12 protein-coding genes are annotated in these 15,567 nt (G+C 31.8%); all 12 read right to left on the bottom strand.

Annotated features, from left to right (window positions below; translation table 11 throughout):
• Positions 1-53: 53 nt before the first annotated feature.
• On the bottom strand, positions 54-1,475 hold the full coding sequence (locus PG914_RS02150) for a CotH kinase family protein (RefSeq protein ID WP_488822036.1): 1,422 nt from the start codon (positions 1,473-1,475) through the stop codon (positions 54-56).
• Between the two features lie 666 nt (positions 1,476-2,141).
• Positions 2,142-2,783 (bottom strand): beta-phosphoglucomutase, encoded by a 642-nt coding sequence (gene pgmB, locus PG914_RS02145; protein WP_488822035.1) that lies wholly within the window; start codon positions 2,781-2,783, stop codon positions 2,142-2,144.
• Positions 2,783-3,757 (bottom strand): hypothetical protein, encoded by a 975-nt coding sequence (locus PG914_RS02140; RefSeq protein WP_488822034.1) that lies wholly within the window; start codon positions 3,755-3,757, stop codon positions 2,783-2,785. The genes pgmB and PG914_RS02140 overlap by 1 nt, the downstream gene beginning before the upstream one ends.
• 9 nt (positions 3,758-3,766) lie before the next feature.
• Positions 3,767-4,615, bottom strand: a complete 849-nt coding sequence (locus PG914_RS02135; protein WP_488822033.1) for a carbohydrate ABC transporter permease — start codon at positions 4,613-4,615, stop codon at positions 3,767-3,769.
• On the bottom strand, positions 4,615-5,514 hold the full coding sequence (locus tag PG914_RS02130) for a carbohydrate ABC transporter permease (RefSeq protein WP_488822032.1): 900 nt from the start codon (positions 5,512-5,514) through the stop codon (positions 4,615-4,617). The genes PG914_RS02135 and PG914_RS02130 overlap by 1 nt, the downstream gene beginning before the upstream one ends.
• A gap of 1 nt (position 5,515) precedes the next feature.
• On the bottom strand, positions 5,516-7,006 hold the full coding sequence (locus PG914_RS02125; protein ID WP_488822031.1) for an ABC transporter substrate-binding protein: 1,491 nt from the start codon (positions 7,004-7,006) through the stop codon (positions 5,516-5,518).
• A 16-nt stretch (positions 7,007-7,022) separates the two neighbouring features.
• The gene (locus PG914_RS02120; RefSeq protein ID WP_488822030.1) at positions 7,023-9,284 is read right to left on the bottom strand and encodes a glycoside hydrolase family 65 protein; all 2,262 of its coding nucleotides are present in this window, start codon (positions 9,282-9,284) and stop codon (positions 7,023-7,025) included.
• Entirely contained in the window at positions 9,285-10,319 is a 1,035-nt protein-coding gene (locus PG914_RS02115) for an SGNH/GDSL hydrolase family protein (RefSeq protein ID WP_488822029.1), read from the bottom strand.
• Between the two features lie 108 nt (positions 10,320-10,427).
• Positions 10,428-12,830, bottom strand: coding sequence for a hypothetical protein (locus PG914_RS02110; RefSeq protein WP_488822028.1), 2,403 nt, complete (start codon positions 12,828-12,830; stop codon positions 10,428-10,430).
• Positions 12,831-12,839: 9 nt separating this feature from the next.
• Positions 12,840-13,754: a hypothetical protein gene (locus PG914_RS02105; RefSeq protein WP_488822027.1), complete on the bottom strand. Its 915-nt coding sequence runs from the start codon at positions 13,752-13,754 to the stop codon at positions 12,840-12,842.
• Positions 13,755-13,766: 12 nt separating this feature from the next.
• On the bottom strand, positions 13,767-14,765 hold the full coding sequence (locus PG914_RS02100) for a hypothetical protein (RefSeq protein WP_488822026.1): 999 nt from the start codon (positions 14,763-14,765) through the stop codon (positions 13,767-13,769).
• The gene (gene rhaD / locus PG914_RS02095; RefSeq protein ID WP_488822025.1) at positions 14,752-15,567 is read right to left on the bottom strand and encodes a rhamnulose-1-phosphate aldolase; all 816 of its coding nucleotides are present in this window, start codon (positions 15,565-15,567) and stop codon (positions 14,752-14,754) included. Before rhaD ends, PG914_RS02100 begins: the two co-directional genes overlap by 14 nt.

Here is a 15,567-nt window from a genome sequence, read left to right as displayed (position 1 = left end):
CCTCGGAGGTTAATACCTCCATCTATTTTAAAGGGCCTTTTTTATGCTTTCTACTAAATTGTATCAATGTTTTCTTCTAACCAAGTTAGTCTTTGATCAAACCAAGTAAATAAATAGGTATATTGTTTGAGATGTGTATTCGCTTGAACCATCTCTGGTGGGTTTGGCCAATCATAATTGCCTAAACTTTGCCATCTAATAAAATTCTCATTTGCAGCATCACTAATTAAGAAATACATCTTAGTTAAGTTTTCTTTGAAAGTTTCACCATAGTTTGAAATAACCTCTTTCATCCTTTGGATATATCTTGTTCTAAAAGCTTCCGAATCTAACAACTTATTTAAGAATATATTCTCAGTTGCTTTATATCCGTATGATTGATATGGATAGTAATCACCATTACCCATTGATATATCAAAATCCCACAGTGGACCCATTTTAAGCTTTCCACCATCTGCTTTATACATATAAACAGAACTATAGTTTATATCAACATTTTTAGTAATTTCTTGAATGATGAAGTAATCAATGAAGTTATCAACATCGATATATTCATCGTAGTTTGGTTTATTCATTGATTGATAAGCTGAATTAATATAGGTTCTAATTTCTGCTATTTTTGTTTGTCTAGTATAGTAATCAAACTCCACAAGGTTTGGTTCTTTAATGCTAAATGGGCGACTAAACATCGTGATGTAATCAAAGAGTAATTGATCATCTTCATCTAAACGTTCAAAACTATCCATTTCAAGTAACCATGCATTCTTACCTTTAGATGTATCAATGTTTAATCTATTATCATCAAACTCTACTTGTTCAGTTAATAAATATACCCCATCATATCTTCCATTTAAATAAAGGTTTACAAAACGATACTCTAGTTTGTAGTCAATATTCAAATACTCAGACATCATATGTGCAACATAATTTCTTAATAAACTCTTATCACCATACTCAGCAAGTAACACATAGTCTCTAGCTTTTCTCATTCCAAGTAGGGAAGTTTTTTCATCAAACTTTATACGATATGGTTTTTTAGGATATACCCACCAAGATGAATTCCCACGTCCTTTGATTTGCATAGATCTTGAATTAATGTCAAAGTTGGTGGAATTTTCGATTGAGACAATTCCCTTTTTATACTCATCTTTTGAATAAATATCATTACCATCCAGCGTAGCAATGTATAAATCATTTACAGCCTTAGATTTCTTAAAAGTGACTTCTTTTAAGAAGGTCTTCGATGTGAAATTTGAATGTACACCTAATTTAATCGTATATTTAGTATCCTCTAATAAATATGGAAAATCTATTTTATAGTCTGTTATTTCAACATCATTTAAATAGTATCTTAAGTTATAATCTAAATGTTTTTCTTCTAAAACAAAATCACTATCAATTTCATCTGGAATAATTTCATCAACAAAATCCGGAATATCTGAAAAGAAACTACAAGATGCTAAAAAAATTATCATTATGAAATTGAGAAGAAAATATATTTTTTTCATTGTAGCTTATCCCCTTACAATCTGAATTCTTGTTTACTTACTAATAGTATCTTATCATCAAGGGTATTATTTTTTCCTCTATATATATATTTTATACTAATGTAAGTTATTATACCTCATCGTATCATAAATAGATTTAAACTTTGAAATTTTCATGTATATATCCTTATCATTAATACATCATCACATTAGGAAAAATAATCTAAAAAATATATATACTAATAACGGTGGTATAAACCCAATGAAATCATAAACAAACATTGTGATAAAAGTAAAGTTAAAAAAATCCAACAAGGTCAGATTAAACTGCCCCTTGTCAAGTAGACGCCGTAAATAAAATACTCAATTTCAACAAGTAACCAAAATGCAAGGATGATTAGAATAAAATATGTGGTTCAAAAATATTTTATATCCATTTGTTCACCACTTTTTAGTTCTTAAATTACATCAATTTTAATCTACTTATATTCAATTTTATGCAAATATACATTCAAACAAAAAATAAAACCTTGAAAATTTTTCAAGGTTTAAATGTTTTATTTGATGTATTTAACAAAGGTGGAAGTACCTTCTTTATTGTGAATGCTCTCAGAGATTATTATTTCCATCTATTTCAATGGGCATTTATTTTAATTAATTATTTAGAATTGTAATAAGTTCTTTTAAACGAGTAATTTTGAATTGTGATTTCTCGTATTGATTTGCAGGACCAATCCCAACTGTAATCATACCAGCATTATTTCCTGCATCAATACCCGCATCAGCATCTTCAATGACCATTGCATATTTTGGGTCAACACCTAAATTTGTACAAGCATTTAAGAAGACTTCTGGATTAGGTTTTCCATGTTTTATTTGATTACCATCAGAGATGAAGTCGAACATGTCGATAATTTCTAGTTTCTCTAAAATCTTTTTAGCGTTTTTACTCGCAGATCCAATGGCTATTAAATAATAGTTTTCTTTTAAGTATGTGAGAGTTTCAAAAACATCCATTAATAAATCTTGACGTGAGATGTGTTCAAGGAGCAATAAATAATCTCTATTTTTAGTTTCTAAGAGATGTTTTTTTTGACTCTCACTATACTCTTTAATTGAGCGTTCTAGAATAATTTCAAGGGAATCAGTTCTAGAAACGCCTCTCAATCTATGGTTAATTTGCTCATTGAAAAAAATACCTTCTTCATCAGCCATTTTTTTCCATGCTAAATAATGATAGTGGTCGGTTGATACAATGACACCATCAAGGTCAAATATAATTAGTTTAATGTTCATTATTTTAATACTGCCTCTACTGAAAAATTCTCTATAGTAACAGCAATATCAAATGTACCTGGAAGTTCAAACCCAATATTCATATTTGTTAAATATAGATCTTCAACACTTGAACTCATCATTTTTTGGAAAGTATGTGCAAGATTAATTGCTCGTTCAAAATATGGAATTAGGTTTATATTAATTGATTGTTTTTCACCCACAGGTAAGCCATTTGGAAGTAAATGTGAACCTTCCATTTGATAGATGAATTTGCCGGTATTTCCAGCAGTTCCAGCATCAATCATACCTGCTTCTGGTAAAGTTAAATATCTTGAATCAAGGAATGGAATACCAAACCACATAAATTCTCCAGCATCTTCTGCTTTATTTGATCTAACAACAATATACATTAAGAATTGTGCGGCATGTAAATCCTTATTGTATTCTTGATCTGTCATCATTCGATCTAACTTATCAAGTGTTAAATCCATTTTTAAAGTAATTGATTCAGTTTCACTCACTGATACAGTTCTAGAAAATCCTTGTTGTAAGAGTAAGTGTGGCCAAGCTTCTTTTGGCGCTCTTGGACTTAGATACTCTTTACTTGCATTCAGTTCCAATTTAATAATTGATTCATCAGGATTGACTTTAATGCTCTTAGATTCATCTTCAATGATATAGAAGTTATTTATATATTCGACTTCATCACCAAAAGCGTATCTATCAGCTAAACCAAAACGGTCACCAGCTTGTCCAACTAACCATGAAATATTACCAGTTGGCGTTCCGTATCTTAAGTTATACTCTAGTGGGAAACGGTTATCTGGTTGTGGTTCATTATCAGCAGGTGAAATTAAAAATCCATTTCTAAATGTTCTATCTTGTAGTAACTCGATAATTTTTGGTTCATCTTCTATCGTTTGTTTTTCTTCACAAGCGATTAAAAAGAATGCTAAACAAGCAAATATTAATAATAAAAATTTCTTTTTCATATCTCTCTCCTACATCTTAATTGATCCACTAGTTAACCCTTGAATAAACTGCTTACTTGCCACTAAGAATAGAATAACAAGCGGTAAACTTGAAATAATATAAGCTGCAAATGGGGCACCATATCCACCAGTTAAGTCGTAGTAACTATTGGTAAAGTTAACAAGCGCTAGTGGTAAAGTTTTCTTATCATCTTCAAGTAAGACTAAAGACGGCCATAGATAATCATTCCAACTGTTCATAAATGATGTAATAACTAAAGTCCATACAATCGGCTTAGAAAGTGGCATCATAATATGTCTAAATACTTGGAAATCAGATGCACCATCAATTTCGGCTGCATCCATCAAATCTTTTGAAACATTTTTAAACGACATATTTAATAAGAATAACGCAAACGGTATTGAACCAGCAATTGAAGGTAAGATAACACCCCAGATACTATTTACTAGTTTTATATTGTTAATGAGTTCATATTGGCTAGTTAAAGTAACAAGACCAGGAATCATCATTAATGAAATAATGCCGTAAAATATAACATTTTTATACGGGAAGTTATATCTTGTAAAAGGAAACGCTGTAATCGAACCTAATACAACAATACCAATGGTTTGAAATGCAGTAATCAAAATACTATTAATAAAATACGGTTTTATCACTAACCATGCATATTCATAGTTAACAAAACTCCATACTTTTGGTATACCAAATGGGTTTTGTTGATCATCTGAAATCTCTTTAAAACTTTTAAAGAATAACATGACTAATGGGTAGAATGACATGACTAAAAGAATAGAAAGGAAGATTAAGATTATGATTTCGACATAGTATTTTTTAATGAAAGTAAGTACTTTTTTCATCACTGTTCTCCTCCTTTAATCTTTTTCATGTTCAATATGGTTAACCCTAGAGTCATAGCAAAAATCACAATACCAATCGCACTGGCAAAGCCATAACGATCATAAGTAAAGGCAGCTTCATAAAGCATAAACGCAGGAACGTTTGTTGCATTGGTAGTTCCTGGTCCACTACCTGTAATTAAGACTTGCAAGTTGATATTTTGCAGTCCTCCAATAATCCCCATGACAACAAAGTACTTTAATTGACCACCAATTAATGGTAGGTCAACTTTGAAAATTCTTTGCATCATGTTGGCACCATCTAATCTTGATGCTTCAATTACATCATATGAAATATTTTGTAGTCCAGCTAAGTAGATTAAGAATGATGTACCTGCAACCCATGGGAATCCCGTAAGAATAATTGACATAGAAGCCATTGATGGATCAAAGTACCAATTGCTACTTTCAAGTCCTAAGAAACCTAGAATCATATTCGCAATCCCGTTATCACCACCGGCAAAAACGATAAAACGCCAAATTAGAATAACAACAACGCCAGGTACTAATATAGGAAGAATAAATAAGTATCTAAAGATACCTCTTAATCTTTCGGATTTTAAATTGAATAATAATTCTGCCAATAGAATTGTCATGAAGTTACCAACAATCATTCCGACGATAATGAACATGACAACATTCCTCATACTAATCCAAAAAACTTCACTCGTGAAGATTTCAATATAATTTTGGAAAGCGATAAACTCACCAACGCCCGTACCACGGGCATTGGTGAATGATAGCATGAGTGCTCTGATTGGAGGGTAATATGAGAACACTAATAAAAGAGTTAGTGCAGGAGCAAGCCAGATAAATGCTTTATATTGAGTTTTGTTTTTTGTTGCACCTTTTTGAGCCATTTTAATCCCACTTAGATTCGTCGTAATCGTATTCGATCTTTAATGCTTGTACAGTACTTCTTATGGTTTGAGCTAATGATAATGCGACTTGTTCAATTGTTTTAGTGCCATTATCAATATCTTGTAAACTCTTAATGAAGGCAGTATTATAAGCATAACCTAACATTCCCCAAGAGTTAACAGCAGCCCAGTAAACACGAGAATCTTCATTTATTGCTTTTTCTTTATCTTCATTGTATATATCTAATAATGGTTGTAGATAATCAGCAATTTCTGTTGATTCATCCGGATTTAAAGGAATACCACCTTTTAAATCTCCAATTAAACGGTTGTTATTTTGTGGTGCAGTTAAGAACATTAAGAAGTCAACTGCGCCTTCAACAGTACCTTTTTCCATAGCTGAGTTTGTAATAAACCATGGTGTAGCAAGACCAGCAACACCTCTAACTGAATTTCTTGATGCATATTGAGTAGTTTCAGTAGTTAAATCAGGGAAAGGCATAATGCCCCATTCGAAATTAATGTTTTTATTAATAGATAATTTTCTAATTTCAGCACCTGTAACTTCAACCATTGCAATATTTCCATTAACGAAGTTTGTATGTCCATCATAACTTTGCCAGTTGTTTGGATAATATTGAGTCTTCATCTTAGTTACCTTTAGGTATTCATAATAACGATTACCTTCAAGTGAAGTATTAGACCCAAGTGCATTTAAAGTTGGATCCCAAAGTTTTTTATCAAACGCTCTTACAAATTCCTCAGTATCAACTTTACCATTCACAGTTAAAACGTCTGCTAAAGGTAATAAATCTGAGAACATTGCAGTTTCTAAAGTAATATCATACCAAGTATAAGTTGTTGTATATGCTTCTTTACCAGATTGTTTAATTTTATCAAGAGCGACTAAAAATTCTGCATAAGTTTCTGGAATATCATTTACACCAGCTGCAGTTAGAATGTTCTTGTTGTACATAATTCCTACTGGAATTTTTTCTAAAGTGATTGCATATTGTTCGCCATCTGAAGCCATATTTTGTTCAAGTTCTTCTTTAACGTAAATATCACGCCATTGAAGATTGCCTTCAACATATGGATTAGGTTTATCTAAGTATTCATTTAATGCAACGTAGTAACCCTTACCTAAGTCCATATTAACAACTGTACCATTTTGATAAACAATATCTGGAGCAGTTTTATTGTTTAATTGAGGTACTAAAATTGAACGGTCTCCGCTTGCAGTTGTTTTATTAATTTGAATTTTATAACCTTTATTTAAAGCTTCCCATTCACGTGCTAATGTCTCAAGTGTATTATATGGGAATGGATTAGCATCCGATGGGGTCATCGTTGGCGTTGAAATAAAGTTACCAATATCTCCACCTGCATCGATAACGATGGTTTTAACATCACCATTAGTTTCATCACCACCACAAGCAACTAAGAATAAAGTTACCAGTAATAGCGTTACGATACTATATATTTTTTTCATCTATGATTGTCTCCTTTCAAAAATTGACAATTGTTAAATTTTCATGCTTTATGATTGATCCATTAAATTCTAAATTAAATGTTCCATTAGAATGAATTTCCAACGTACCTTTTTTTAGAATGGCTTTAACTTTGAAATCTTGATAGAAAAAGTTAATTTCAGTTTGTCCAAAGCGTTCGAAGTATTTTGGATCTAAACTTAAATACTCAAGTTTAGCTTTGAATCCAAATAAACCTCGGTAAATTGAATACCATGCTCCAGCCATACAAGCAGCATGCAAACCAGCATATGCTTCATTGTGTAGATCAATAATATCGATTGATGCACTCTTATACCAATATTGGTAGAACTTATCATATTCTTTATTATCAATTGCAGCAATCGCGTGGGCTGGATACGTTAGCGAAGATGATGCTTCACATTTTGCTTCATAGTATGCCCAATTCTTTTGATAATTCGCTTCTTTTGGTAAATCTAAATTGATATACGTAAATAGCATCATAACATCCGGTTGTTTAATTACCTGTGATTCATGATATAAACCCGATTCTTTCATTTGGAAGTTTTTAGCAGCACCATGTCCTGTAACTTCTAGTTCAGGGTTTAGATTGAAGTAACCATCAAATTGCGCTATATAGCCATCTTTAGTTACTTCAAATTTTAATTTATTGCTGATCTCTAAGAATTTTTCAAACAGTGATGCTTCATTCTTGGCATCACCTAGTAGTTTCCTAAATGAAACAGTTTCTTTTAATAATTCTTTAACCATAAGGTTGGTGTATGAATTATTGTTTATATATGGATGATGTTCATCCGTTCCAGTTACATTTAACAATTCATAAATATCTTCTTTTTGGTTATATGTAACTCTTGATACAAAATACTTAGATATTTCAACTAACATTTCATAACCATAGTCTCTAATGAAATCAAAGTCTTTGGTTGTGTGATAGTAATTTAAGATTGCATATGCAATATCTGAATTAATATGTATTTGAAGGAAAGGATGTCTTGCATAAGACCAAACTTTTTCATCCCCTTTAACTGATGAACAGAATGCAAATTTTGCACCTTCTAATCCTTCAAGTCTTGCATTCTTCTTTGACTCTTCTAATCTATCGTAACGATAAAGTAAAATGTTTTTAGCAGCTTTAGGGTTAGTCATTAAGTATATTGGGAATTGATAGATTTCTGCATCCCACCAAATAAACTGGTTGTATTTTTCTCCAGTTAAGTTTTTGGCAGTTACGCTATGTACTCTGTCGTAACGATCGAGCGAAATCAATGTTTGATAATTTGCATATCGTAATAGGGCATCATCTGATTCATTTTCAAGTTTAATTGCCATATTATCAATTTCAGCTTGGTAAACTTCTAAATGTTCATTGTAGTAAAAATCATAAGTTTTATTATTTTGTAGATGTTTTCTATTTTCAATTAAAAGATCAGTTGTTACTTTATAATCCATTGTGGCATTAGAGTAAACTATTTTCTCAACACCAACAACTTTTGAATTCGGTTTTCCTATAACCTCTTCAAAGTACATACCTTCTTTATGACTGAACTCAATTTGTTTTGTTTGACAGTTAATAAATGTATTTTTAATACCAACTGCGACTTCAAATTTATACTTTTTACCTACATTGAATAGATATTGTTGAATACCATTCTCATAATTTTGTTTAACCAGTTTAGATTTCTTTTGACCATTTGTTTTAATAAATGTATCGATACCTGATAAAACTTTAACATCTAAATCATGATTAATCTTTTCAACTTGAGCTTTTATAACAAAGACATGATTATCTTTGAATGAAGCAAATCTTTTAAAAGTAATTTTTGAGATATGATTATTTCCATCATCCCAAAGCACTTCACGTACTAACGAACCATCTTTAGTGTCTATATATCTTAACCAACTTAAGACTTTTCCATCCCATGGATAGAATGTTTTTCCACCAATTTCGAAACGAATTGTTAAGAAATCAGCAAAATTGATACAAGAATCTTGGTATTCAAATTTTTTAGCTTCGAGTTCATTAATGTAATACTTACGCATGTAAATATTATCAACAAAGATTTTAGGTACTTCGATGATTTCATCAATTAACCCTCGAATAAATGCACCTTGTACATTTATAGATCCAAACTCTTCAAATGAACCTCGAACACCATAATAACCATTACCGGTTGTATATAGTGCGGCATGTTGAGCTTCTTTTGCTATTTCATATTTATTTTCTACGAGTTCTAATATACTGCCATCATATGTAAGCATTTAATCACCTGTTATAACTGTCACTAATCCTTGTGCATATATTCTTACTAAGAAATCACTTGGATGGTTAATATTATTTGCTAGAACATCAACACCACGTTTTGTTTCAAACAACGTTTCACTGATTGATGTCATATCAAGTACTGCAACACCATAAGTTTCTTGTAAGTCTAAGATTGGATCAAGATAATCTTTCTGAATTTGATTTTGAATTGAAATTGGATTAGCTACCATTGTAGCAATCACTAAAATATCGGCGTTTGGGTTTCTCGCTTGAATTGACTTAATCATAAATTCAATATTGTTTTTATATTCTTGAGGAGAAACTCTAAATGTACCATCATTCATACCGTAACCGATGATCACTAAGTCAGGGTTATAAGCATTAACATTAGCATCAACACCTGTTTTCCCTTGAGCACTTGTTGTACCACCGACTGAGGTATTAATTAAATTAACTGTTGCTTGATATTTGTTTTGTAAATAATTTTGTAGTATGGTCGGGAAATCGTCTTGGAATGGCTTAATGCCTAATACACCAGATGAGTTTGCACCAGTTGAAATACTATCACCATTAACAACAATAGTTACTTCTTCTTTATTTTGAAGTTTAGCTAAAGTGTTTTCTAAATATTGTGGTTGATGGGCAGGAGTGATTCCTGCCCATTTCCCATTATGTTTATAAGTTACTGCTATTTGATGCATCACAATACCAATACCTTCAGTAAAAACAATTTCTGTCCCTACTTCTTTAGCTTGATATGTAGATAGACCATATCCATCAGGAAGATTTTTACCTGCTAATTGTTCAGTCGTAAAATAAGGCATTTTTGAATTCGCAGTTCTTACAATCTTATTACCTTTAACTTCATATTCTGTTTGATCATATGATTTCTCTAACGTATAATCTTTAACTGAAATGACTTCGGTTGGCTCAAAAAGTAACTTACCACTTATTTCAGTACCATCATCAACTAAGACTACTGTCTCATTATAGATTGTATTTCCATCCCATACTTTAGCTAAATTATTCATATTAAACGGGCTTTCCTCTTCTTTATTGTCACAAGCTATAAGTATCGCTGACATGAAAAATGTGATTAATGTTATGACAAATATTCGGATATGGTTTTTATTCATAAATTAAGCTCTTTTCTTTTTAATGATTAATACAGTAGCAACTGCGCCACCAACTAATACAAGACCACCAACAACAGCAGCAATGATAATACCTAAGTTGCCACCTTGTGCTGCATCGTCAATTGCAGGAGCGTCAGCAGCATTGACTTTTAGATTTAATGTTGAAGAACCAAATGCTGTTTCTAATTTAATTTCATGATCCCCAGCTTCAAGTGAGTTTAAGAAAGCACTCTTGAATGAAATTGAGTTGTTTGCATAAGTATAGTTAGCTTCATCAACTAGTGTGTCACCAACTTTAACTGTAAATGCTGCACCACGGTTGTAGAATTCAACTGCAAGTGCTGATGTTGAACCTAACTTATATTCTTTACTATCAACTGGTAAGAATGGAGCTGGTTCGTAAGGAATTGCTAATGATTCAGAAGTTGGATTTTTACCATTGATACTCTTAATAACAACGCTTGATGGAGATAATGAAGTTGCACTATCTGCAGCAATGTTTAAGTAACCTTGGTAATCATCTAATGCTGTACGCATTGAACGTACATTAATTTGGTCTGTTACAAATTTGTGACCACCGATGACAATCTTCATATATTCATCAGTTACATCTTGAGTTGTAATAAATTCAGTTCCAATTTCAATTTCAACTGTCTTAGTAATATCAATTTGGAATGTGCCAGTTCTTTGTGCATCAAAGAATCTGTTTGCATAAAGTGTCATTAAATAAGTTTCAACTCTAGCTTTGCCTTGACCTTCATTAACGATTAAGAAGAATAAACCTTTATTTTCTTGAACACTTGAATCTGTAGCATTAATAAATAATTCAGTTTTTTCCATAATACCGAATGTTAACCATGAACCTGTTACATTTGATAATGAAACGATATCTAATGACATCTTGAAATCTCTAACGTCTACTTTTTCTTCTGCAAAGAACATACCTTGGCGATTACCAACGAATGTTGCACTGATTGAATCAGCACCAGTGATGATATATGATTTAATTGTTGAATCCCAATGTTCTAAGCCTTCTGTTAATGCGTTAATCTTGTCAGATGCTACTTCAACTCTTGCTTCAAATGCAACTTTATCATCTTCTGCTAGCATGTTCATTAATTCTTGGCTTACGCTATCTTTCGCAACTAAAGCTTGGTTTAGTTTTTGAATAGTAGATAAGTCATTTGCAGCATTTTCTAAAGTTTCAACTGATGTTTGAACTAAATCAAATACTTTTTGATCAATGTCATCTTTTGCAGCATCACGTCTAGCTATTAATGAATCTAAACGTTCAAGATGATCTTCAGTGAAATCTTCAGTATTCATATTTGTGATTGTTGTATTTACTTCTGTTAAACGATCGAATGCTTGTTGAGCAGTTGTATGGTTCGTAATTAATAATACTCTAGCTTCAAGTGCTTCAACTTTACTTTCTAAATCATTTAAAAGTAAATCGCCACCAATTCTAGTTACAGCTTCATCTAAAGTAGCTTTAGCTGCTTGATATCTTGCATTAAAGAAGTTTTTATCATGAGTGTATAAAGTATCAATGTCTAACTTGTTATAGAAAACAAGTGCTCCACTTACTACATCAATATCTTCTAAATCACCTTCTAAAGCACTTTCTAATGAGATAAGGTTTTGTTTGAATGTTTCAAATACACCTTCTTCAGCATAGTATGCACGTCTTGCACCATCAAGTACATAGTTAGCAGTTACTGTTTGGATAGTTCCTTCTTTATTGATTGTACCAACTAAGAAATGAGCAGCTTTCTTATCATTAAAATCTTGATAGAATTTGCTTGATGCAACAACGAAATCACGACCATTAATCGTAACTGTTACATTATCACCTGATTCTAAAATCTTAACTGTAACAATATTATTTTCTGCTTCTAAAATATAACCTACCCATGCAGCATCATCATCCCATGCAGGTTGTCCTTCAGGAACAAATTCAGGCATAGATACGTTATGAGCTCCACCTGATGTAGTTTGAACTGCAACTAAATATTTATTAGGTACAGTTGAGTGTCTTAAGAATTCGATAGAAACATAAGACCCATTACCACTAATGTAAGATCCTTGTCCACCAAAGAATGTAGTGAGTACAACAGTTGGATCTAAATATGTTAAATCAAGTTGCATTTCGAAGTCTGTTGCATCGAATGCAGTTCTGAATCCAGCTCTTGCACCAAAGCCAGATGTCAATGCCATAATTACACCTTTGTCATTAAATCTCTTAGCCCCGAAAATATCTGGTTGCCAGTGGGAATAAAAGTCCGTATCGGTACTAACTTGACCAATGACCGGTGCATCTGTTGGATGTACTGCTGCATAAGCTTCATTCATATGCATGAATAGTACGCCAACAAATAATGTTAAAACTAGAAATATTTTTTTCATACTTTTCTCCTAGAAAATTTTTTTATTTTTTAAATACCCTTTAATACTCATATCTTTTATGTATGATTCCACATCATACATCCCTGGAATTTCCCATCCAAAGTTCATATAGCCAATTTGATAGTGTGCATGATCATGTTTTAATAAATAACCATTTTGTAACGCATAATCTTTTGCTTTTATGACATAAGGTAGAATGTCCACTTTTATTTTGTATTCTTTACCAAACTCTATCTTCTCTTTAAGATAGACATTATTTGGCATTGAATATATTAATCGACCTGTGGTCCCTATACCACCTTGGTCTACATGCATCGTTTCACTAATGAAATCATGTCTTGAATCAAACAACGGTACTCCAAACCAGAAAAATTCTTTAAAATTACCATAACCAATATATTTGTTGTTATCTTGACTAATATCTGTGATTACGAAATGCCATAAGAATTGAGCTGCGTGGAAATTTGGATTAAAGTCTCCATTGTGTTTATCAATAACTTTTTCAATATTGAAAGTTAATTCAACTTCTAATTTTTCTAAATCTAGTAAATTAACGCTTTGTTTAAAATCTTGTTCAATTAATAAGTGTGACCAAGGATCAGAAACTTTGCTTCTCGCACCATTAGGATATTCTTTACTTCCTGATAAGTGCATAATAAGTTTCTTTTCTTTTGGATTAACACCAATTAATCTTGAAGGTGTTTGATATAAAAAATTGTTGTTTTCTTCTTTATAACTCGCATTTACAACATTATATGGTGTCCACCACTGAGCCATTTGCCAGATAATTCGATCACTTTTTAATGCTTTATTGCCGTAATCTAAATGTCTATAAAATGTTCTTTTATCGACCTCAGGATTAATACCTAAGAGATGAAACCCAGTTTCAAAGGATGAATCATCTAAAAGTTCTATAATCTTCAACGTTCAATCCTCCTATTTCATGTACGCTTTAATACTTAAGTTTTGAATCGTTGAAGAAACATCAAATGTTCCTGGTAATTCCCATCCTAGATTCATATAATTTACAACTAGATTTTCTAGTTTTGCATTTACTAATGCGTTATTAGATGCTGCATAAATAAATGCTTCTCTTAAGTATGGTAAGATATCAATTTCAATGTGATATATTTTACCAAATTGAATTTTTTCATTAATATAGTTTCTTGATGATATTGAATAAATTAGTTTATTTGTAGTCCCAGGTGCGCCTTGATCGATGTGTTTAGATTCATTAATAAAATCAAATCTAGAATCATAAATTGGAATACCAAACCAGAAGAAATCTCCAGGTTTACCTACTTCATCAGGATTTGAATCTTGAGGCACTGCATTATTTACTGTGACATACCATAAGAATTGTGCTGCATGCATATCAGGGTTGTATGCATCACCCATCATATTCACAACACTATTTATTGAGACATCAAGTGTTAATACAAGTCTACTGATTTCACCAATCTTAACTGACTGAGTGAAATTTTGTTCAATTAAGTTGTGTGGCCAAGGTTCACCACCTTGTCTTGGATGGTCATATTCTTTACTACCTAATAAATCAACTCGGTAGTAACCATTATTGCTAGGATTCACCTCAATTTTTCTTGACGGTGTTTCATATATATAATTGCCATCTTTTTCTTCGTATGTTGCATTTTTAACATCATATGGTGTCCACCATTGACCTAAATACCAAACTTCACGGTCAGATGGTATAGCTTTACCATCATAATCTAAATGTCTATAGACTGTTCTACCATCAATAACTGGTGAAACCCCTAATAAATTAAAGCCTGTTGCGAAAGTAGGATCATCTAATAATTCAACTTCGGTTATATCTGGATTCGGGTCAATAATTGGCTCGTCCTTTTCTTTTTCGCAACCCCATAACATAACAGAGCATAATACTGCCAGTAATAGAAGGTTAATTTTCTTCATCTAAAAACTCCTTATTTGGTTTTATGTTAAATGCATCGCTTAATTCCTCTAATTCATGTTTGCTGATGACGCGTTTATTTTCAAATTTATTAGATAAAATGAATACTTTAGCAGCTTTTTCTACTGTTTCAATTAATCCAAATGCAACATCTAATGATTCACCACTCCCTACAACACCATGTAGTGGCCATAAGACAATGCGATACTTTTTGAATTTTTCAGCTGTTTGAACTCCAATATTACTATTTCCAGGTACTAACCACGGAATTATACCTAAACCTTCAGGGAAGATTACAATATTTTCAGTATTGATTCCCCATAATGTTCTTGAAACAAACTTTTCATCAAGTGGATCAATAACACGACTCATAACATTTATATATGTTGCATGCGTATGAATAATTACTCTATTTTTCGGATCAACGCTTAATCTTGCTTGATGTGAATAAAGGTGTGTACTAATTTCTGAGGTAGGTTTTGAATTATTCAAACCCCAAACAATTTGATATTGATTGCCAGAAGGCAAGATTTTAACAATTCCAATATTATCTTCAACATTATCTTCAATATTTCTAAAGAATTTACCTGTACCAGTTATTAAGAAATGTTTACCAATCAAGTCTTTATAAACAACATCTAAATCATGAATTGCACCTTCTTTCAAATCATCGAATTGTTTGATCTCTTCTTCAGTTAAATAATGAGATACATTGCCTGCATTTCTCTCAGCCCAGCCGAGGTCATACATCAATTTAATGATTTTTGTAAATTTGCTTACTGTTTTATATTCAATAACTTTCAT

Source organism: Acholeplasma sp. ORD1043, assembly GCF_057808485.1.
This window is presented reverse-complemented; position numbering and strand designations above follow the sequence as displayed.